22 protein-coding genes are annotated in these 20569 nt (G+C 62.2%); 4 read left to right on the forward strand and 18 right to left on the reverse strand.

The window, feature by feature from the left end:
• Positions 1–2 precede the first annotated feature (2 nt).
• Genes QPW08_RS03400 through QPW08_RS03410 form a run of 3 tightly spaced genes read right to left on the reverse strand, consistent with a single transcriptional unit; the run spans position 3 to position 3650 of the window.
• The gene (locus QPW08_RS03400; protein WP_284124341.1) at positions 3–1433 is read right to left on the reverse strand and encodes an NAD-dependent succinate-semialdehyde dehydrogenase; all 1431 of its coding nucleotides are present in this window, start codon (positions 1431–1433) and stop codon (positions 3–5) included.
• Positions 1434–1443: 10 nt separating this feature from the next.
• Positions 1444–2199 (reverse strand): nuclear transport factor 2 family protein, encoded by a 756-nt coding sequence (locus QPW08_RS03405; RefSeq protein ID WP_284124342.1) that lies wholly within the window; start codon positions 2197–2199, stop codon positions 1444–1446.
• 29 nt (positions 2200–2228) lie between these two features.
• Positions 2229–3650 carry an MFS transporter gene (locus QPW08_RS03410; RefSeq protein ID WP_284124343.1) on the reverse strand — a complete coding sequence of 474 codons (1422 nt, stop codon included), beginning with the start codon at positions 3648–3650 and terminating at the stop codon, positions 2229–2231.
• Positions 3651–3761: 111 nt separating this feature from the next.
• Here QPW08_RS03410 and QPW08_RS03415 point away from each other — a divergent pair, with 111 nt between their 5' ends.
• Genes QPW08_RS03415 through QPW08_RS03425 form a run of 3 tightly spaced genes read left to right on the forward strand, consistent with a single transcriptional unit; the run spans position 3762 to position 5994 of the window.
• Positions 3762–4685: an SDR family NAD(P)-dependent oxidoreductase gene (locus tag QPW08_RS03415; protein WP_284124344.1), complete on the forward strand. Its 924-nt coding sequence runs from the start codon at positions 3762–3764 to the stop codon at positions 4683–4685.
• Positions 4682–5587, forward strand: coding sequence for an SDR family NAD(P)-dependent oxidoreductase (locus QPW08_RS03420; protein WP_284124345.1), 906 nt, complete (start codon positions 4682–4684; stop codon positions 5585–5587). Before QPW08_RS03415 ends, QPW08_RS03420 begins: the two co-directional genes overlap by 4 nt.
• 2 nt (positions 5588–5589) lie before the next feature.
• Positions 5590–5994 (forward strand): VOC family protein, encoded by a 405-nt coding sequence (locus QPW08_RS03425; protein ID WP_284124346.1) that lies wholly within the window; start codon positions 5590–5592, stop codon positions 5992–5994.
• A 24-nt stretch (positions 5995–6018) separates the two neighbouring features.
• Here the strand turns inward: QPW08_RS03425 and QPW08_RS03430 are convergent, their stop codons facing one another.
• The 4 genes from QPW08_RS03430 to ligM all read right to left on the reverse strand — a co-directional run bounded on the left by QPW08_RS03430 (position 6019) and on the right by ligM (position 10399).
• Positions 6019–6759, reverse strand: a complete 741-nt coding sequence (locus tag QPW08_RS03430) for a hypothetical protein (protein ID WP_284124347.1) — start codon at positions 6757–6759, stop codon at positions 6019–6021.
• Between the two features lie 162 nt (positions 6760–6921).
• Positions 6922–7608 carry an alpha/beta fold hydrolase gene (locus QPW08_RS03435; protein ID WP_284124348.1) on the reverse strand — a complete coding sequence of 229 codons (687 nt, stop codon included), beginning with the start codon at positions 7606–7608 and terminating at the stop codon, positions 6922–6924.
• An 11-nt stretch (positions 7609–7619) separates the two neighbouring features.
• Positions 7620–8951 (reverse strand): aldehyde dehydrogenase family protein, encoded by a 1332-nt coding sequence (locus QPW08_RS03440; protein WP_284124349.1) that lies wholly within the window; start codon positions 8949–8951, stop codon positions 7620–7622.
• Positions 8952–8998: 47 nt separating this feature from the next.
• Positions 8999–10399 carry a vanillate/3-O-methylgallate O-demethylase gene (gene ligM / locus QPW08_RS03445; protein WP_407674563.1) on the reverse strand — a complete coding sequence of 467 codons (1401 nt, stop codon included), beginning with the start codon at positions 10397–10399 and terminating at the stop codon, positions 8999–9001.
• Between the two features lie 139 nt (positions 10400–10538).
• On the opposite strand from ligM, the gene purU reads away from it, so the two are divergent.
• Positions 10539–11405 (forward strand): formyltetrahydrofolate deformylase, encoded by an 867-nt coding sequence (gene purU, locus QPW08_RS03450; RefSeq protein ID WP_284124351.1) that lies wholly within the window; start codon positions 10539–10541, stop codon positions 11403–11405.
• A gap of 24 nt (positions 11406–11429) precedes the next feature.
• Here the strand turns inward: purU and QPW08_RS03455 are convergent, their stop codons facing one another.
• From QPW08_RS03455 to QPW08_RS03505, 11 genes are all read right to left on the reverse strand, one after another.
• On the reverse strand, positions 11430–12332 hold the full coding sequence (locus QPW08_RS03455; RefSeq protein WP_284124352.1) for a methylenetetrahydrofolate reductase: 903 nt from the start codon (positions 12330–12332) through the stop codon (positions 11430–11432).
• An 83-nt stretch (positions 12333–12415) separates the two neighbouring features.
• Positions 12416–13303, reverse strand: coding sequence for a TauD/TfdA dioxygenase family protein (locus QPW08_RS03460; RefSeq protein WP_284124353.1), 888 nt, complete (start codon positions 13301–13303; stop codon positions 12416–12418).
• Positions 13304–13329: 26 nt separating this feature from the next.
• Positions 13330–14349: an aldo/keto reductase gene (locus tag QPW08_RS03465; protein WP_284124354.1), complete on the reverse strand. Its 1020-nt coding sequence runs from the start codon at positions 14347–14349 to the stop codon at positions 13330–13332.
• Between the two features lie 7 nt (positions 14350–14356).
• Positions 14357–14725, reverse strand: coding sequence for a hypothetical protein (locus tag QPW08_RS03470; RefSeq protein ID WP_284124355.1), 369 nt, complete (start codon positions 14723–14725; stop codon positions 14357–14359).
• Positions 14726–14748: 23 nt separating this feature from the next.
• Positions 14749–15708 carry a Gfo/Idh/MocA family oxidoreductase gene (locus QPW08_RS03475; protein WP_284124356.1) on the reverse strand — a complete coding sequence of 320 codons (960 nt, stop codon included), beginning with the start codon at positions 15706–15708 and terminating at the stop codon, positions 14749–14751.
• A 40-nt stretch (positions 15709–15748) separates the two neighbouring features.
• Entirely contained in the window at positions 15749–16111 is a 363-nt protein-coding gene (locus QPW08_RS03480; RefSeq protein WP_284124357.1) for a hypothetical protein, read from the reverse strand.
• 34 nt (positions 16112–16145) lie between these two features.
• The gene (locus tag QPW08_RS03485; protein WP_284124358.1) at positions 16146–17012 is read right to left on the reverse strand and encodes a class III extradiol dioxygenase subunit beta; all 867 of its coding nucleotides are present in this window, start codon (positions 17010–17012) and stop codon (positions 16146–16148) included.
• A gap of 1 nt (position 17013) precedes the next feature.
• On the reverse strand, positions 17014–17430 hold the full coding sequence (gene ligA / locus QPW08_RS03490; protein ID WP_284124359.1) for a protocatechuate 4,5-dioxygenase subunit alpha: 417 nt from the start codon (positions 17428–17430) through the stop codon (positions 17014–17016).
• Positions 17427–18452 (reverse strand): amidohydrolase family protein, encoded by a 1026-nt coding sequence (locus QPW08_RS03495; RefSeq protein WP_284124360.1) that lies wholly within the window; start codon positions 18450–18452, stop codon positions 17427–17429. The genes ligA and QPW08_RS03495 overlap by 4 nt, the downstream gene beginning before the upstream one ends.
• Positions 18449–19264, reverse strand: a complete 816-nt coding sequence (locus tag QPW08_RS03500) for an NAD(P)-dependent oxidoreductase (RefSeq protein ID WP_284124361.1) — start codon at positions 19262–19264, stop codon at positions 18449–18451. Before QPW08_RS03500 ends, QPW08_RS03495 begins: the two co-directional genes overlap by 4 nt.
• A 65-nt stretch (positions 19265–19329) precedes the next feature.
• Positions 19330–20478: a LysR family transcriptional regulator gene (locus QPW08_RS03505; protein WP_284124362.1), complete on the reverse strand. Its 1149-nt coding sequence runs from the start codon at positions 20476–20478 to the stop codon at positions 19330–19332.
• Positions 20479–20569 lie beyond the last annotated feature (91 nt).

Consider the following 20569-nt stretch of genomic DNA (forward strand, 5'->3'; position numbering starts at 1 on the left):
CATCATCCCTCATGCACCGCCTTGGTCACCATGCAGGCGAGCACGCCTTCAGGTCCGTCCTCGGCCCCGTGGCCCGACCATTTGACCCCGCCGAAGGGGCTGTCGGCCCCGCCGATCATGTGGCTGTTGATCCCGACCATGCCGCTCTCGATTTCGTCGGCCAGCCGCCGCTGGCGCTGGACGTCGTCGGTCCAGGCATAGGCGGCCAAGCCATAGGGGAGGCGGTTGGTTTCGGCGATCATCTCGTCTTCGCCCTTGAACGGGTTGATCAGCGCGACGGGGCCGAACGGTTCCTCGTTCATGATCTCGGCGTCGAGCGGGATTTCGGACAGTACGCTGGGGGCGTAGAAGAAGCCCTGGTTGCCGATGCGCTCGCCGCCGGTGTGAAGCGTGGCGCCCGCATCCTTCGCTCCGCCGATCAAACGCTCCATGGCGTCGGGGCGGCGCGGGTTGGCCATCGGTCCCATCTGGGTGCCCTCGGCCAGGCCATCGCCGACCTGCACCGCCTTGGCGCGCTCGACGAAGCCGTCGCGGAATTTCTCGAACACGTTTTCCTGCACGATGAAGCGGGTCGGACTGACGCAGACCTGGCCGGCGTTGCGGAACTTGCCCGGCACGGCGGTGTCGAGCACCCGGTCGACATCGACATCGTCGAACACCAGCACCGGCCCGTGCCCACCCAGCTCCATGGTGGTGCGCAGCATGTTGTCGGCGGCGAGCTTCATCAGCTGCTTGCCGACCACGGTCGAGCCGGTGAAGCTGAGCTTGCTGACGACGGGCGAGGCGAGCAGGTGGCGGCTGACCTCGTCAGGCACTCCGAACACGGCCTGCGCGACTTGCGGCGGCAGGCCGGCATCGAGCAGGCATTGCAGCACGCCGAGCGCGCTGGCCGGGGTCTCCTCGGCGCTCTTCATGATCACCGCACAGCCCGCCGCGATCGGGGCACCGAGCTTGCGCCCGGGGTTACCGATCGGGAAATTCCACGGGCTGAAGGCCGCGACCACGCCGACCGGTTCGTGCCGGATCACCGATCGCTGCCCGGTCGGGCGGACCAGTTCACGGCCATAGAGCCGCTGCGCTTCGCCGGCGTAGAAATTGAACAGGCCGACATTCATCAGCACTTCGATCCGGCTTTCGGCGAGCGGCTTGCCTTCCTCCATGGTTGCGATGCGGGCGAGCTCTTCCTGCCGTTCCAGCATCAGCCGCGCCGCGCCCTGGAGCACTGCTGCGCGCTGCTGCGGCGTCGACTTGCGCCAGATCCGGAAACCCTCGGCCGCGACTTCGAGCGCCTTGTCGAGATCGGCCGCCTCGGCCAGCGGCAATGCGCCAATGGTCTCGCCGGTCGCGGGGTTGACGACATCGAAGGTGCGCCGGCCCCCGCCGGATACCTTCTCGCCGCCGATGATCATGTGGAGCGAAGGATAGGCAGTCACGGTCGTCTCCTCAGCCCTTGGTGGCCTTTTCCTGTTCGCGCCGGATATCGCCTTCCCAGCGCTCGGCGACCATTTCCTCGCCGGTGATCGGGTGCTTCATGTGGAACGGCAGCAGCTTGTGGGTCGGCCACAGCCAGTGCTCTTCCATTAGTTCGTCCGGGCCGATCGGGTCTTCCGGATAGGTGACCTTGGGGAAGGGCACATACTGCTCCTGCGTATAGGCCCAGCCCTTGTCGAAATCGGCGTGCCAGTGCGGGAAGTAGTTCAGCACATGAATGCGCCACTTGCCGTCGCTGCCTTTCTTGTAGGTGTTCTCGTAGAGACCGCCTTCCCACCACTGGCGCGGGTTGGCGGTCATCGGGTTCGACGGATCGCAATAGTCGACATGGCGCCCGGCCTGCATGGTCGAGCGGCCGCGCAGCTTGGCGGTCACACCATCGGGTTCGATATCGACAATGGCCTGGATCTGCGGATGGTCGAGCAGGAAGCCGTCGATCGGGCCGTTGTTGTCATGCGTGAAGCTCTTGCGGAAGCGATCGACATAGAGACGGCGCACACCGGCCTTGCCCTTGTAGACGCCGCCGAAGAAGCGGACTTCGCCATCCTCGGTGAACAGGTCGACGACCTGGTCGTACATGCATTTGTCGATCAGGTAGCCGTAGAGATATTGCAGCTTCTTCACGTCGAGCTCGTCTTCGCGGGTGGTGAGGCGCTGCTCCAGCTCCTCGACCTTGGCGGCGAGGCTTTCCAGCGTGGCATCGGACATCGGGTTCTCTCCTCTCAGAATGTGATGGGTCAGCGGCCGAGCGCTTCCAGGCGCTCGACTTCGCCGCGATAGGGTTTCATCGCGCGGAACATCAGGAAGCAGGCGGCCGGGAGGATCAGCACTGCGGTGATGACCAGCGTCTGCTGCAGCTTGGCCGGGTCGCCGACGATATATTGCGACACCAGGCCGATGACGAAGCTGCCCATGGCGCCGAAGAACGTGAACATGAAGAGGTAGAAGGCGGTCACCTGCCCGCGCATCGAATTGGGCGCGACCCGCTGGATCGCAGCGTTCTGCGGCACTGCCCCGGCCAGGCCGAACATGCCGGCGAAGCCAAAGGCGATCATGGATGTCCAACCCGTCGGTGCGAGCAGCGCAGTGAGTGTCGAGACTGTCGTTCCGCAGAAACAGATAAAGGCAGCGCGGACATTGGCGTCCTTGTGCTTCTTGGCCAGCAGCTCGACCAGTGTGCCGCCGACGACCAGCCCGGTGAGCGAACCGATCAGCACGGTTATCGCGATGGCCCCGCCGATCTCCGCCTCGTTCCAGCCGAACTCGCGGATCATGAAGGGGATGCGCCAGAAAGCGAGGCCGAAGCTTTCCGTCGCGCTGAGCGCCAGGGCCCCGAACAGCGGATAATAGACCTTGCCATTGGCGTGAATGGCCTTGGCCGCGTCGAAGCCCATGAAGGTTATGACCTTGCGACCGAAGCTGGCGTTCTCCGGCGGTTGCTCGGCATCGGCCACCGGTGCCTGGCGCTGGGGTTCCTTGATGGTCAGGAACAGCAGCGCGGCAACGAAAGCAGGCAAGGCGATCCAGATCAGGATCCACTGCCACGGCAGGATGGTGAGGCCTGCGACCGTGCTCGGTTCCCATTCGGCGGTCATGATGATGAGGTATCCGCCCACCAGCGGGCCCAGCGTCGTCCCGCCGATAAAACCGAACTGCAGCAGCGCGAAGGCACGGGTGATGATCTTGGGCGGGAAGGCGTCGGCCAGCAATGAGTAGGAGCTGGGCGCATGGGCCGAGCCACCCGCGGCGAGGAAGACCCGGCTGCCGACGAACTGGACGAAGGTCTGCGCGATGCCGCCCAGCGCGGTGACGAAGCCGACCACGGCGACGCCCCCGGCGAGCACATATTTGCGCGGCCAGATGTCGGCGAGCCGCGCCAGCGGGATGCCCACGAACAGGTAACAGATGATCGAAGCCGGCCCGGCGAGGAAGCCCAGCTCGGCATCGGTCAGCCCGAAGTCGGTCTTGATCCGCTCCGCCAGCATGCCGAACACGACCTGGTCGAAGAATGTGACGAAGGTGGCGAAGATGATGACGAACAGCGCCCAGTAGCGCGCTGGTGTCGACGGCCACTCCTTCTCAGGGGCGTCGGCCTGCTGGAGGCCCAGCTCCTTGCCAGCTTCTTCGAGCGGCGCACCTGCGCTTGGCCCAATCGCCATATTTCCCTCTCCCGACCTGCCGTGCTGGGCTGTTTGCCCTCTGGCAGAATTGTTTGTCTTGCATACAATTTCGCTCTGGTGAATAGCTATCGCACAACAAGGGAGAGAAAAATGCAGAATCTGGCCGGCAAGACCGCCTTTGTCACAGGCGGTGCCAGCGGGATTGGCTTGGGAATCGCCAAGGCAGCGCTGGCGCATGGCATGAATGTCGTGATCGCCGATATCCGTGACGACCATCTGGCCGAAGGCGAGGCGGAGCTTGGCGGCGGCGACAAGGTGCTCGCGCTCCAGCTCGATGTCACGGACCGTGCTGCCTATGCCAGGGCTGCCGATGCTGCCGAAGCCAGGTTCGGCAAGGTCCACTTGCTGGTCAACAATGCCGGTGTCGCCGTTGTCGGGCCGACCGAACTGGCGACCTTTGCCGACTGGGACTGGGTGATGGGCGTGAACCTGGGCGGCACGATCAACGGCATCGTCACCATGCTGCCGCGCATCCTCGCGCACGGCGAAGGCGGGCATATCGTCAACACGTCATCGATGTCGGGGCTGGTCCCGGTCGGCGGCACGACGATCTATTCCAGCGGCAAGGCCGCAGTGCTGAGCATGATGGAATGCATGCGGCCCGAACTGGAAGCGCGCGGTGTCATCTGCTCAGCCTTCTGCCCGGGCGCGGTACAGTCCAATATCGCCAAGGCGGGCGAGACGCGGCCCGACGACCTGGCCGAGACCGGCTATGCCGAGGCCGACAAGCGGCGGCAGTCGGGCGGCAACCATTTCGACCTGTTCCAGACCAAGGAAGAGGTCGGCGAGCGCGTGCTGCAGGGCGTGCTGAATGACGAGCTCTACATCCTCACCCACTCCGAATTCCTCGACGGCGTGCGCGAACGAGGCGAGGCAACGACGCTGGCGGTGCAGGACCACCTGCCGGAAAATCCCGAATACAAGCAGACCTTCGCCATGCTGTTCTCCAATCCCTCGATCGTCGAGGAAATCGAACGGCAGAAGCGGCTCAAGGTCGAAAGGAACGCAGCATGATCGACTTCAAGGGACGTGTCGCCTTCGTCACCGGCGGGGCCAACGGCGTCGGCATTGGGCTGGTGCGCGCGCTGGCCAATGAAGGTGCCAAGGTCGTGATCGCGGATATTCGCGAAGACCATATCGAGCGCGCCTTGGAAACGCTCGACAACCGCGAAGTCATGGGCGTCAAGGTCGATGTGTCGAGCCGCGACGCTATGGCCGAGGCGCGCGACAAGGTGGAGGCCGAATTCGGCGCGCCGGTGACGCTGCTGTTCAACAATGCCGGGGTGAACCTGTTCCAGACCATAGAGGACAGTTCCTACAGCGACTGGGATTGGCTGATGGGCGTGAACCTGCACGGTCCGATCAACGGAGTGATGACCTTCGTCCCGCGCATGATCGAGCATGGGCAGGGCGGCTATGTCGTCAACACCGCCAGCATGGCGGCGTGGCTCGCGGCAGGATCGCCGGGGATCTACAACACCACCAAGTTCGCGGTGCGCGGGATGTCGGAAAGCCTGCGCTACAGCCTCGCGCCCAAGGGCATCGGGGTCAGCTGCGTCTGCCCGGGGCTGGTGAAGAGCTATATCTACGCGTCGGACGATATCCGGCCCAGGGACCTGATGGCCGATGCCAAGCCCATCAATACCGAGAATGTCGAACGGCTGGCGGGCCTGCACGAAGTCGGCATGGAGCCGGATGTGATTGCCGAGCGGATCCTGCAGGGCATGCGCGAGAACCAGGCCTATATCTTCCCCATGCCCGACCACAAGGACGAGCTGGAGCAGTATTTCGGTGAAGTGCTGGGCGATTATCGCGACTACCCGGAGGACCCCGGCTACCACGAACGGCTCAAGATTGAGGCCATGCGCCGACAGGGCTATGAAGCGGCACGGGCTGCAGCGACGAAAGCGATCTGACCATGGGCATTGCCGTCGAAGCGCTTGACCACGTCAACATCATCACCGGCGATCTCGACGGGACGGCGGAGTTCTATGCCGATGTGTTCGGGCTCGAACGCCGCGATGCCCCGCCGCCGCTGACTCCGCAGAACGCGCAGTGGATGTACGACAAGGAAGATCGCGCGATCTTCCACATCAACAGTCTGGACTGCCCGCGCACCTACCAGCGTGAGGTCCAGCACGGGCCGACTGGGTCGATCCACCATGTCGCGCTGCGCTGCAACGGGCATGACGCCATGTTGAAGCGGCTCGAGGACAAGGGGCTGGACTGCCAGACCAACCACATCGAAGCGATTGGCCTCAGGCAGATCTTCACCATGGACCCCAACGGAGTGCTGCTGGAGCTCAACTACTTCGGAGAGTAAGGCGCGGCTACGCCCGGCGCAGGATCACTCCATGCGCTTGACGTAGCACTTCTCGATGGCCTTCTCGCGCGCCTTTTCCTTCTCGATAGTGCCGGCTTCGGCCTTGCATCGTCCGAGATCGGTCTTGGCGGCTGCCGCAGCCATGGCAGCATCGGCATCATAGGAAGCCGCCAGCTTCCCGCTCGGCGCGAAGGTTACGGGCTGGTCGAGTTGGACCATGAGTTCGCGGCCAGCGGGCAGGCGCGCGCGCTTGCCGGTTATGAAGCCCGCAAAAACACCAATCGCCAGGACGCCGACACCGGTTGCAACCGTGTTGCCTTCACCTTCCTGGCGGTATTCGCCGGTGACCGGAATCTGGCCGTCTGCCAGGTCGATGCTCTGGATGGCGAATTCCATCTTGCCCGACTTGCCGAACGCGCCCTTACCAGTGCGCCAGGTCACTTCTGCAGTCGCCGGCGTTCCGCGCGGAATGACGACGGTGTCGTCGATCTTTACATCATCAACCACGGTCAGCTTGAAGGTGTCTCCGGCTCTATGTGTGCTGCTGTTCACTTCTTGCGAAACGGCAACAGTGACCGGCGTATCTTCAGCCAGCACAAGGTCCTTTTTGACCATCGGTGCCGGGACTTTCATCACCATCGGCGCAGCTTCAGGTTCTTCAGCGGCGGCTTCTGCTTCCATTGCTTCCGGCTCGCCTGCATCTTGTGCAGCCACGGCAGTTGCTGCCAGCGAAATTGCCGACACGCATGCAAATAATCTTTTCATTCAGTCCCCCTTTGATCCCGGCGCGATCATTTTTTCGTATGCCGGAGTTTAAGCCGGGCCAGCAATGCGCATTTTTTTTCGATTTACCAGTAAATTTGTTCGGCAAAGGAAGAAGAGAGCAAGTGTTGCGCAAGCGTCACTTGAGATGGAGTTGGATACAGCTCATTTCGCCGCTGAAAGGCTTGCCAAGGTTTCGACCACTTGCTCGGGCGCTTCCCCCATTACCCAGTGGCTCGTGGGGACTTCGGCGAAACTCCAGGCGGGATCAGTCTGCACAGCCGTGGCGAAGCGGCGGAAGGGTGTGGGTTCCCACGCATTAGCGAACAGATATGCCTTGCGCGGGATCGCATCCCATTGCGGCCCGCGCGTGACCGCTTCCAGCAGTGTCAACAGCGGCTGACGGCTGACTCCGGGTTGTTCCAGCGCTTCCTCGCCGAAGATCGGTGTAACGAGGCCGGGCGTGTGCTTCTGGCTGTCGATATACCAGGCATGTTCATAGTCGCCGGTGACATCCCACAGGCTTTCACCATCGCCGGGCAGGAACGCGTCGAGATAGGCAATGCCGTCGATCCTATCGCCCAGTCGTGAGGCGACACCTGTGGCGACCATCCCGCCGAAGGAATGGCCTGCGACCACAAAGCGATTGAAACCGCTAGCGGCGATCTTGCCGCAAACGTCATCGATGAAATCCGTGAGCGTCAGCCCGGGATGCTTCTCGCTCTCGCGCGCACCCTGACCGGGCAAGTCCTCGCAAAGCACCTGATGGCCCATGGCGCGCAGCCGCGCGGGCACTTCGGCCCAGGTCTCGGCCCCGCCCCAAGCGCCGTGGATCAGGACGAAGTTCGCCATGCCGCGCGCGCCTAGGCGGCGTGCTTGTAAACGGCGCGTTCGTGGCTGAAGGCCTTGAAGCCGAAATAGCCGTGATAGCTCCCCATCCCGCTCTGGTTGACGCCGCCGAACGGCAGGTTGTTCTCAAGGTAGTGCGAAAACACGCCGTTGATGGTGACGCCTCCAGATGACGTGTGGCTCAACACGCTGTCGACCGTCGCATCGTCCTTGCTCCAGATATAGAGCGCCAGCGGCTTGTCGCGGGCGGCGATGTAGTCGGTCACTTCGCTGAGGTCGTCATAGGTCATGACCGGTAGCAGCGGCGCGAAGATTTCCTCCCGCAGGATTTCCATCTCCGGGGTGACATCGGTCAGCATGGTAGGATGGATGGTGAGGTCGCCTTCCTCGGTCATGCCGCCGACTTCGACTTTGGCTCCATGCTCGATGGCATCGTCGAGCAAGCCCTTCACGCGGGAGAAATTGCGATCGTTGACGATCTGCGCGATCGCTTCCTTGTTGATCTCGCCACCTTCATAAAGATTGGCAGCGACATGGCGTCCGAAGGCCTCGACCAGGGCATCCTTCTTGTCGGTCGGAACGAAGACATAGTCCGGGCAGATGCAGGCCTGGCCGCCGTTGAACTGCTTTGCATTGGCGAGCGCGGCCGCAACCGCTTCGATATCGGCATCCTTGCCGATCACCACCGGCGACTTGCCGCCCAATTCCAGCGTGACGCTGGCGAGGTTCTTCGCCGCGGCCGCCATCACGATCTTGCCGACGCGGGTGCTGCCGGTGAAGAAGATGTGGTGGAACGGCAGCTCGAGCAGCGCCTGCGCCACCTCGACTTCGCCTTCGAACAGCGCGACTTCGTTCTCGTCGAACACTTCGCGGATGATGACCCCGGCGATCTTCGCGGTCGCTGGGCACAGGTCGGTCAGCTTGACCATGCAGCAATTGCCCGCCGCGATCGCCGCAGCGAGCGGACCGAAGGTGAGGCCGAGCGGGAAGTTCCACGGGCCGAGGATCAGGCACACGCCGCGCGCTTCGGGCACGATCATGGCGCTGTCGGCCGGGTTCATTGAAGTCGCGACTTCGGTCGGCTTCATCCACTCTTCGACATTGTCGATATTGCGCTGGATATTGCCCATCACGCCCATCACTTCGGTGGTGTTGATCTCGCCGATGGGCTTGCGGGTGTCCTGCCGCACGGCAGCGACAATGTCGTCGGCATGGGCTTCGACCGCGTTCTTGAACTTGGTCAGCTTGGCCTTGCGCTCTTCAGCGGTGGTGGCCTTGACCTTCCATTGGTTGGCGACCTGGGCGTCAAAAATGCGCTGCATATCCGCAGGAATTGCGATGCTCATGGGTACTCTCCGGTTGGTTTGGCAGGCGCTGCTTTGGCGGTTGGGCCTTAGCGGTTGGTGCGCCAGCCTTCCTGGTAGGTTTCGCGGGCCACGCGGCTGTAAGGCACGGGGCTGACAATAGCGCGAACGGACAGCTGCTTGTGGGGTTCCACCGTTGACTTGGCCGTGCCGCCGTTTTCCTCGCCCCACAGCACGCGGACTTCAGTGCCTTCCGGAATCTCGGGATCGATGGTGGCGAGGCTCAACGCCTGCTTCTCGTTGAAGGAATAGCCCGTGAACATCGAGAAGCCGACGGTCTTGCCATCGGCATCGGTGACGGCGTCATAGTTGGACGAGGCATAGTTCGCGAGCGGCACGTCGAAGAACTTGTAGTTCTCGCCATCGGGATCGAACATGCTGGCCATGATCTTGGCCATATCTTCCGGATGCCAGGCCAGAGTGACTTTCTTGCGCTGCTCGGCGGGGTTCAGTTGCTCGAGCGCTTCGCGGCCATGGAAGTCATGGTCGAACTTGACGAAGTTGCCGTAGCCCAGTTCCCACGGGTTGAGGTAATAGTCCTCAATGCTTCCGCCGATGAAGCTGCCGCCGATCGAGCCGGTTGCTTCATAGCTGTCGGCGCCGAGCCATTCGCGGAAGCCCTTGAGCTTGTCGCCGGTATAGATCGCCGGGAGCGGGGAGGGGATCCAGCCCGATTCCAGCGTGTTCGAAGGATAGGCGCGACTGCCGCACGGAATGAGTCCGAATTCCTTGCCGGCCTCGAGGATGGCGGCGCGGATTTCTTCCTGCTCTTCATAGGGGCCCCAGATTTCCAGGCCCGGCGCGCCGGACATGCCGTGGCGCAACGTCTTCACGGGGCGACCGGCGATGTTCATCGTGCTCATGTTGAAGAACTTGAGCTGTTCGAGCGGCCCGCCGTGCAGCTTCTCGATCACGTTCCAGGCCTGCGGGCCCTGGATCTGGAAGCGCCATTCCTTGCGGCTGACGGGCTTGCCCATCGGGCGCATCGGCGAGCGATCGTCGAGCTCGATTTCGCAGTCATAACCGCCGGTTTCGCCATGGTAGCGCAGCCAGTTGGATGCAGGCGCACGGCCGACATAGGTGAAGCTTTCCTCTTCTTCCCAGAAGATGATGCCATCACCGATGACGTGGCCGTACGGGGTCGTGGGCACGTACTGCTTGGCCTTGTCGACCGCCCAGCCCTTCGAGCTGTTGATCATGGTGTCGCTGAGGAGCTTGTGCGCATCCTTCCCGCGGATGTAGAGGTTCACCATGTGGTGCGACTGGTCGAACAATACGGCGCTGTGCTGCCACGCCCATTGTTCGCTGCGCCAGTTCGAGAACTCCGGCGCGACCACCGGGTAAACATAGGCGCCGAGCTGCGAATTGCGCAGCATGCCGACGATATCTGATTCCTGTTGGAGCTTCTGCTCGAGGTTGGCAGCCATGATGCTCTCTCTCCCCTTGATGCGAATGACTCGCTGATTTTTGTATGCAACACATACAATATTCTGTTAGGGGCGCAATCGCAAAGTTCACGCATGGAGCGCGACTCCGGACTATACCGAAGCGCGACGGGGAGAGAGAAGAATGAGCAGCGAAGATCGGCCTATTCAGGTCCTGACCCTGTCCTGTGAGGACAAATCGGGTCTAACCGCTGAAGTCACTGGGTACCTGTTCGAACACGGGGCCAACATCCATGAAGCGCAGCAGTTCAATGACCAGGACCAGGGCAGCTTCTTCATGCGGGTGGAGTTCGATCCCGGTAATGCGGATCCCGCAGCCATCCGTGCAGGCTTCGCGCCGATCGCGGACAAGCACGGGATGAAGTGGCAGTTGCGCAGCAAGAACTCGCTGCGCAAGGTTGTGCTGATGGTCAGCAAGTTCGATCATTGCCTGGGCGACCTGCTCTATCGCTGCCGCATCGGGGAATTGCCGATGGACCCGGTCGCGATTGTCTCCAACCACCCGCGCGAAGCGCTGTCGATCTCGCTGATCGGCGACATTCCCTATCATCACTTCCCGATCACCAAGGACACCAAGCCGCAGCAGGAAGCGCTGGTGAAGCAGGTCATCAACGAAACCGGGGCGGAACTGGTGGTGCTGGCGCGCTACATGCAGATACTGTCAGACGACATGGCAGCTTTCCTGTCGGGCCGCTGCATCAACATCCATCACTCGTTCCTGCCCGGTTTCAAGGGTGCCAAGCCCTATCATCAGGCGCATGCGCGCGGGGTGAAGATGATCGGGGCGACGGCGCACTATGTGACTGCGGACCTCGACGAAGGTCCGATCATTCACCAGGATGTCGAAGCTGTTACCCATGCCGACCGACCTGACGAAATGGTCCGGAAAGGTCGCGATATCGAGCGCCGTGTGCTTGCCGAAGCGGTGCGCCTGCACTTGCAGGACCGGGTGCTCCTCAATGCCGACAAGACGGTGGTGTTCCGCAGCTAGGGTTGCGGTGAATTGCGCTCCCGATCAGGCGGTGGTCTCGGCCACCGGTTGCGGCGCGCCATGCTCGGCGCTGTAGGTGTTGATCCATTCCATCGTGGGTTCGAGTCCGCCGAAGGGATAGAAGTGCAGGCGAACGCGGCCATGCTCTGGCGAGAGTCCGTCGCGTAGGGCGTCGACCAGCTTGTCGGGACCGGCAGTCCCCATCAGCCTGGTCAGCGATATGCCGTATTTCTTCAGCACCGAGGCCGAAGCGCCAACGCCGCAGAACTTGGCGTAGCGCAGCAATCGCTTGATCCCGGCCGGACCGGGAATGCCGAGCCGCACCGGGGCATCGATGCCGCGCGCGCGGACTTGTGCCAGCCACTCAAGGCAGGCGTCGGGATCAAAGCTGAATTGCGTGACGATCAGCGGCATCATCCCGCGCTTGCTGATCTCCTCGACCTTGTCGTCCATGAAGCGCCACAGCGTGTCGGTATCGACCGCCGGATGGCCTTCAGGGTGCCCGCCAATGCCAACCGCAGTTATGCCATTGTCCTCGAAGATTCCTTCACGCAGCATCTGCATGGTGTCTTCATAGGGCCCTTCCGGGCTGGGCGGGTCGCCGGCGACGATAAAGGCCCGCTTGGCTCCGGCCTCTGTGGCAAGGCGGCGGATCATGGTGGCGAATTCGTCGCGACTCTGGATCCGGCGAGCGGAAAGATGCGCCATCGGCTCGAAACCCAGGTTGCGGATATCGACCGCCGCTGCGATCCGGTCATCCATCAGCTCACCGGGCAGGAACGGTACGGCAATCGGTGTTTCGGGCACCATCAGGTGCGCCGCCTCAGCCAGCTGCGGGCGTTCCTTGGCGGTCATCTCCAGCGAGTAGCCTTCGAGGATATGGGTCGCGTCGCGGTCCCAGTTGGGATGGATCTTCTCGTAGCTCATGACTCTCCCCTTCCGCTCGACCGGCGGTTTGAGTGTCCATACAATTAGTATGTGTTGCTTACAAGTTTGGAGTTTGCGATGCGCTAGGCCATGGTGGTGCGGTACATCTCGCGCCGGTAACCGTCGTAGTCGTTGGCGGCGAGATGAAGCGAACCGCGATTGTCCCACATCGCCATCATGCCCGGCTCCCACCGCAAACGGCAGGTAAAGCCGTGCTGGGTGATGTGCCGTGTCAGGAATTCGAGCAGCGGGCGGCTTTCCTCCTCGGTCATGCCATCGATCCCCACGGCATAGACTTCGTCGACATAGAGCGCTTCCTCGCCCGTTTCGGGATGCACGCGCACCAGCGGATGGGCAGTGCCTTCGAAGGCAGCGATACGGCTGTCGTCGCTGGCAAAGGCGAGCGGTTTACCGGCCACCTTCTCCTGAGTGTAGGCATTGTTACTGGCCGACATCCGCACTTTCAGAGGGCGCAGCATGTCCTGCATCGCCGGGCTCAGCATGCGGAACGCGAGCGCAGTATTGGCCCACACCGTATCGCCGCCATAGGGCGGGATTTCGACCGCGCGCAGGATGGTGATCGAAGGCGGGCTGGCGAGGAAAGGCGAATCCGTGTGCCAGCCGCTGCCGAACATCGCCTTGCTGCGGTGGTCGGCTTCCTTGATGATCGGCTGGACTTCGCGATACTCGCTGCTGACCCCTTGGGTATAGGCATCTTCGGCAAAGGGGCCGAAGCGCGCCGCGAAGGCATGGTGTTCGGCATGGCTCAGGTCCTGGCCGCGCAGGAACAGCATCTTGTGATGGCACAGCGCGGCGCGGAACTCGGCGAAGGCCTCGTCGCTGAGATCGGGCAGGCGCAGCCCGATAACCTCCGCCCCCATCGCCGACGCCAGCGGCTCGACCTTGATATGCCGGTGTTCGAGCGCGGCGTTGTCAAAGGCGCCCGAGGGGCTCAAGCGGACTTCGCGCATGCCGACTGTCTCCTCTCCGCGGGGTGCTAGGCCGGGTAGTCCTCGGTGTCGATGGTGTTGCGCATGACTTCTGGGTAGCGGTGCCCGCTGACGGTCTGCTGGTTGATCAGCCCACTCGCCTTCGCCAGCACGTCTGACGAGACTGCAACCGATCCCCCAGCGAAGTTCTCGCGCATATGCTCGATGCTGGTGGTGCCGGGTATGGCGTGGACATGCTCGCCCTGCGCCAGCACCCACGCCAGCGCCAGTTGCGCCGGCTCCAGCCCGCCTTCGGCTGCAAGCGCGTCGAATTCCTCGATCAGCGCCAGATTCTTCGGCCAGTTGTCTTCGTTGAAGCGGGGATGCGAGCGGCGAAGGTCTTTCTCGCCCAGTGCCTGCGGATCTTTCAGCTCGCCACCCAGCGCGCCACGCGCGACCGGAGAGAATGCGACCAGTGCGATGCCCAGCTCGCGCGTGGTCTCCAGCACGCCAAGCTCTACGTTGCGGGTCCACAGCGACATCTCGGTCTGCACTGCCGCCATTGGGTGTACTGCGTGCGCTTCGCGAATATGCAGTGCTGACCATTCGGAGACACCATAGGCACCGATCTTCCCCGCTTCGATCGCGCGCGCCATCGCGCCCACGCTGTCGGCAATCGGCACCTTGGGGTCGAAGCGGTGCATGTAGAACAAGTCGATATGGTCGGTCTTGAGCCGGGCGAGGCTGGCATCGAGGCTCTCGGCAATCGCTGCGGGCGAACAGTCGATACCGCGCCGAGCGCCGTCGACGATAATCCCGGTCTTGCTCGCCAGAAGGAACTCGCCCCGACGATGCATCACGGCGTCGGCCAGCAGCTCCTCGTTCTTGCCGAAGCCATAGATATTGGCGGTGTCGAGATGATCGTAGCCGAGGTCCAGTGCCTCATTGAGAAGGCGCACCTTCACCTCATGCTCAGGCGGAGTGCCATAGGCCCAGCTGAGGTTCATGCAGCCGAGGCCGATGGCTGCGACTTCGCGCCCGGCCAGCGTCCGTTCTTGAGGTTCCGAGGTGTTCGTAGCGACGGTCATGGATGCGTCAGAGATTTCGCAAGTTGGCGTTGGCCCAATTGTAGAAAGTGGTCTGTTTGGCGTTCATTTCCTTGACTGACGCCAGATAGCCGACCGGATCATTGGAAATATCGCGAGCAAGCCATTTCGACTGGTGCTGCATCAAGGCACCGCGCATGTCCGAAAAGAGTCGGTTGAACTCTGCCTTGATGGCGGGTTCACCTCCGGTCGCGAAATAGCTGTCAGCGGTGCTGAGAAGCTCTGAAATGGCCTTGCCATATCGGGCTCGCAGCCGGACGACTTCCATTTGCTTGGACTCGTCACCCGATGTGCCGAGTGCATGCATCTCGTCGTTAATGTTCTGAGCTGCCTTAACGGCATCAAATAGCTTGCCCATTGTCTACCCCTCACTCCTGCGCATCAGCTCCAACCGTCCTGTTGTTCGAGGCTGGCGGCCAATTCGCCGATAACCCTATAGCAATCCAGCACCTGTGAAACCGAGCTGTTGGGCTCGCGGCCTTCGCGGATGGCGGCGACGAATTCGCGGTCCTGCAGTTCGATACCGTTCATGCTGACATCGACCTGTGACACGTCGATGGCTTCCTCGCGCCCGGTGACGAGATCGTCATAGCGCGCGATATAGGTCGCAGTATCGCCGATGTAGCGGAAGAAGGTGCCGAGCGGCCCGTCGTTGTTGAAGCTCAGCGAGAGTGTCAGGATCTGGCCCGCCTCGGTCTTCATCTGGATCGACATGTCCATAGCGATGCCGAGGTCCGGGTGCTGTGGACCTTGTAGCGCATTGGCGGCAATCACCTTGCTGCCGGTCATGTACTGGAAGATGTCGATGGTGTGCGCCGAATGGTGCCACAGCAAATGGTCGGTCCAGCTGCGCGGCTCGCCCTTGGCGTTCATGTTCTTGCGGCGGAAGAAGTAGGTTTCGACATCCATCGCCTGGACGTTGAACTTGCCCGCTTCGATCTGCTTTTTCACATACTGGTGCGAGGGATTGAAGCGGCGGGTGTGGCCGACCATGCAGGTGAGGCTGGTTTCCCTGGCCTTGGCTTCGACGGCGAGGGCATCTTCCCAGCTGTCGGACAGCGGGATTTCCACCTGTACATGCTTGCCCGCGTCCATGCAGGCGATCGCCTGTTCAGCATGCATCTGCGTGGGGGTGCACAGGATCACGGCATCGACATCGTCTCGCACAAGCGCTTCGTCGAGCTCGGTACCGGAGTGACCGGCACCGTATTTCTTCGCAACTTCGGCGGCTTGCTCGGCGCGGCGGGAAATGATCGAAGTGATCTCGACACCGTCGATGTTCTTGAGTCCATCGAGGTGCTTTTCTCCAAATGCGCCGGCGCCGGCGAGAGCGATTCTCATTCTCTTCTCCTGGTTCTCCGGCAGCCGCGAAGACTGCCGATTAAAGGTTTTCGGTCTGCCGCATCACCTCAGTGAAGCCTGCGTCGACCGCTTTCATCGATTCCTGATAGTCCGGGCCGCGATCCTTGATGATGAGGACGGGCCAGCGGGCGTGGTGGTTTTCCAACACCTTGCGGAAGGCCACGATCGCATCATGGTAGCGGTCGATCACTGGTTCAGAGTGAAGTCGGCGCTGGCGGTCGACTGCCGTTTCCAGGGCGTCGAGCGAGTTTCGCAATTCGCCCCGTATCCGGCCATATTTGGTCTGCCAGCCTTCTTCCTGCGATTTCGATATTTCTATCAACGTGTCGCGCGCCTGTTTGTGCGCGGCGAACAACTCGCGGACCTCGTTCTTCCAGCTCATCGGACTTCTCCCAAATATCCGTTTCCACGCGGCCCTACTCTGCGGCGATGGCCTCCCTTTCCTCTTCCGGAGCGAGCACCAGATGCCCGATCGCAGTGTTGGAGCAGGGGATGTGATAGTGCCGATGCAGCCGCTTCACGCTCTTGCCGAGCGCTCCGCGCATGATCAGCCACATGACCATCTCGATGCCCTCGCTACCCGTTTCGCGTAAATATTCTATGTGCGGGATCCACCGGGCCTCGTCATTGTCGGCCTCGAGCATGTCGAGGAACTTGTTGTCCCATTCGCGGTTGAGCAGCCCGGCGCGCGGGCCTTGCAGCTGGTGGCTCATCCCGCCGGTGCCCCAGATCTGCACGTTGAGGTCTTCGGGATAGCTCTCGACCGCGCGCTTGATCGCTTCGCCCAAGGCCCAGCAGCGGTTGCCGCTCGGGACCGGGTAGGTGACGACATTGACCGCCAGCGGCACCACCTTGCACGGCCATTCCTCGGGCTGGCCGAACATCATGGAGAGCGGCACGGTCAGCCCGTGGTCAACATCCATCTCGTTGATAATGGTCATGTCGAATTCGTCGAGGATCAGGCTCTGCGCGATGTGCCAGGCCAAGTCCGGATCGCCGACCACGTCGGGCACGGGCCGCGGGCCCCAACCTTCATCGGCGCTCTTGTAACGCTCGCCGCAACCGATGGCGAAGGTCGGGACGATCTTCATGTCGAAGGCCGAGGCGTGGTCGTTATAGACCAGGATCACCACATCGGGCTTCTCGCGCTTTTCCCACTCGCGGGTCCATTCGTAGCCTTTGAAGATCGGGCCGAAATAGTCGTCGTCGCTCTTGCCCTGGTCGACAGCGACGCCGAGCAGCGGGACGTGGCTCGATGCCACACCTGCAGTAATACGGGCCATCTCAGTAGCCTCCCTTGATCGAACGGTTTCCTTCGGGGCTGCGGCCCCCTTCGAGCATCATCTGGCGGTATTCCGGCCAGGTCATGTCGGTCATGGTCGAAACGGCCTGGGCAAAGGGCAGTCCGTCGGTGCTGAACAGCTTGGAGAGGAAATAGACATTCCCGCCCATGTCGAGCAGCGCGTTGTAGTCGCGATCGAGCAGCGCCTGCTTGGCCTCTTCCGAAATCGGCCATTCGTCGAGATAGGCCCGCTCGTCAGCCTTGAACCGCTCGCGGTTTTCCGCATCCATCAGGCTCATCGCGAACTGATTGATGTGGTAACCCTTGCGCGCGCGCGCTGCGGTGTAGACGCGGGTGCCGGGAATATCCTCCAGCTCTTCGAGATATTCATGGATGTTCTGGCTCGGCTTCTTGCTCACAGCCCCTTCTCCTTCAGGATGGCGTCGAGGCGCGGGTAGACCAGCCTCGCATTGCCTTCGAAAATCGCGTGCCGCTCCTCGTCGCTGATATCGAGTGCGTCGATGTAGCGCTTGGTGTCGTCGAAATAGTGGCCGGTCTGCGGATCGATCCCGCGCACCGCACCGACCATTTCGCTGCCGAACAGGATGTTCTTGTTCTCGATCACATCGGCCAGCAGGTCGATGCCCGGCTGGTGGTAGACGCAGGTATCGAAAAACACGTTGTTCATCAGGTGCTGTTCGATGTCCGGCTGCTTGAGCATATCGGCGAGCCCGCGATAGCGGCCCCAGTGATAGGGCACCGCGCCGCCGCCATGCGGAATGATCAGCTTCAATTCGGGGAAGCGGCTGAACAGGTCGCCTTGCAGCAATTGCATGAAGGCGACCGTGTCTGCCGCGAGGTAATAGCCGCCGGTGGCGTGCATCGCCGGGTTGCAGCTGCCGGAAACGTGGATCATCGCCGGGACCTGCAGCTCGCACATCGCCTCGTAGATCGGGAACCAGTACTCGTCGGTCAGCGGTGGATGGGTGAAATGGCCGCCACCGGGATCGGGGTTGAGGTTGCAGACGACAAAGTTCAGTTCCTCGACGCAGCGGCGCAATTCCTTGACGCTCTCGCTAAGGTCAGACTTGGGGCTCTGCGGCAGCATGCAGCCACCGATGAAGGTATCGGGGAACAACTGGGTGACGCGATAGATCAGGTCGTTGCAGCGCCGCGCCCATTCGCTCGCCACGGCCTGGTCGCCGACATGCGGGGCCATGGCGCTGGCGCGGGGGCTGAAGATTGTGAAGTCCGCGCCGCGTTCCTTCACCAGCTTGAGCTGGTTGTCCTCGATCGTCTGGCAGATCTCGTCGTCGGAAATCTCGGGGTAGGGCGGGCATTCTGTCCCGTCCTTGAAGGCAGCCTTCTGCTGCTCGCGCCAGGCATCGTGCCCTTTGGGGAGCACCGTATAGTGGCCGTGACAATCGATAATCAGGCTCATGCGGCCTTGTCCTTCCTTGCACTCGCGCCGCGTTCCCCGGCGGCGCGCTGGCGTGTGATGGTGCCGGCTGTCATTGTCGGGTGAACGCCAAGGTCTGACAGTGTCTTCGCTGCCTCTTCCATCTCGGCTGCGCGCCGTCCGCCATGGGTTTCCATCCGTTCGAGATTATACCGAGCCCGCTCGGCCCAGCTGCCGTGCTTGTCGCTGGCATCAAGCGAGGCGAGCACTTCATCGGCGACGCCTGCTGCGCGCGCGGCCGCCATCATCTCGTCGGTCAGTGCCTCCAGTCCCTTGACCATCACGCTGCGAACCATCTTGATCGTGCTGGCACGACCGACTTCCGCACCGACACAACGGATGTTGGTGAAGCCCAGATCCGACAGTGCTGCAGCCGCCTGGTTCGCGTGCGGCCCCGACAACAAAAGCGTGACTGCTAGGCCGGCCGGATGAACCGGTGCCAGCACAGCCACATCGACATAAGACCCCCCGGCGGCTGCAATTTCCTTTGCAGCTGCACGTTTGGTCTCCGGCGCGACAGAATTCATGTCGCACCAGAGAGCCCCGGCTTTCAAGAAGGGAGCATAGTCCCGAGCTGCGGCCAGGGCCTGATCGGCAGTCACCAGTGAAAGAGCGATAGATGCCTGCGCCAACGCTTCGCCGGCGCTCGCTGCTGCGCTGATGTCCTCATCCAGCATTGCAGAGCGACGGGCAGGTGCAATATCCCAGCCAACCGCTTGGCTCGCCCATTGGCTGGCGCGGGCAAAGGTCGATGCGGCTTCGCCGAAACCAATCAGGGCTAGGGACTTCTCCATAGCACAGGCTTTGCAGCAAACCGTATCGCTGCCGCCAATGAATTGACCGTGCCCGGTATTAATTTTTACGAATTGATCTCGCGTCCGACGGATTCCAGAATGGCGAAGAGATCTGCTTGCGGTCTTGTCGGCCGCCAGTTCTCGCGGATCGTGATACCTATCGTGCGGCATACAGGTGTCGGCGGTGCTACCGCTGTGAATAGCCCGGCCTCGAGCTCGACCCGTAATTGCGCTGGCGAGAGCAGGGTAAGTGCATCCGAGCCCAACATCAGTTCGCGAATGGTCAGGACCGATCCGCATTCGATCGCCACATGCGGTGGTTCCGCACCTGACGCTAGCAGCATTTCTTCCCAATACAGCCGCAGCGGAGTGTCCGCGCCAGGCATGATCCATGATTGCTCGGCCAGCATTGCGCCGGTGACTTCACTCCGGGCGACCGGGTGATCGGGTCGCGCAATGATCATGGGCCGATCAGTGAAGGAGGGATGTTGCACCAGTTCTTCGGGGCAGTCATCACGCAGGGCACCCAGAATCAGGTCGATCTCCCCGTCGCGCAGTGGACCAACCAGTTCGGCATGACTGCCTTCGACTACGGCGACATCGACCCCGGCGTGCACGTGGCCGAAACGCTTGAGCGCCGTCGGAAGCCAGTGTGCCCTGCTGAGTGGCATGGCGCCGATCGTTACTTTGCCGGCCCGCTTGCCTTGCCAGGCGGCCACTTCATCAAGCCCGGCCCGCAATTCTGCGAAAGCGAGGCTGAATGCCCGGGCTCGTCTTAGCCCTGCCGATGTCAGCACGACGTGGCGCCCACGTTTGTCGGCCAATCGTTGCCCCAGCGCCAGCGACAGGTCTGCAACAGAGCGGTGGAGCGAAGCGGGGGAGAGGCCGGTCGCTTCTGCCGCAGCCGCGTAGCTGCCGCCCCTGGCGAGCGCGATGAAGGCACGCATTTGCGTGGCTGTGACGCGCGGGCTGCCGATCAATGAAACTGCATGGTCGGCGCGTGGAGCAAGCAGCAAGGCGGGTTCGGTCGGGGTCATCCCTGCCGAACCGCGTTCGAACAGCTGGCAGTCAAGGTCACGCTCAAGCCGCGCGATGGCCTGGGTCAACGCAGGCTGGGTCAGGTTCACTGCCTGCGCTGCGTGGGTGACGGTTCCGTGGCGGACTGTTGCCGCCAGTGCGGCCAGGTGACGGATATTCGGAGGACGTTTGGCCATCACAAGAGGATTAGCAATAATTTATGGCAAGGCACAACTTCGGATTGGATGCTTCGACCTGTGCGGCACATGTGCTCGGAATCTAGAATTC

Origin of the sequence: Parerythrobacter aestuarii, from assembly GCF_030140925.1 — a bacterium.
GTDB lineage: Bacteria > Pseudomonadota > Alphaproteobacteria > Sphingomonadales > Sphingomonadaceae > Parerythrobacter > Parerythrobacter aestuarii.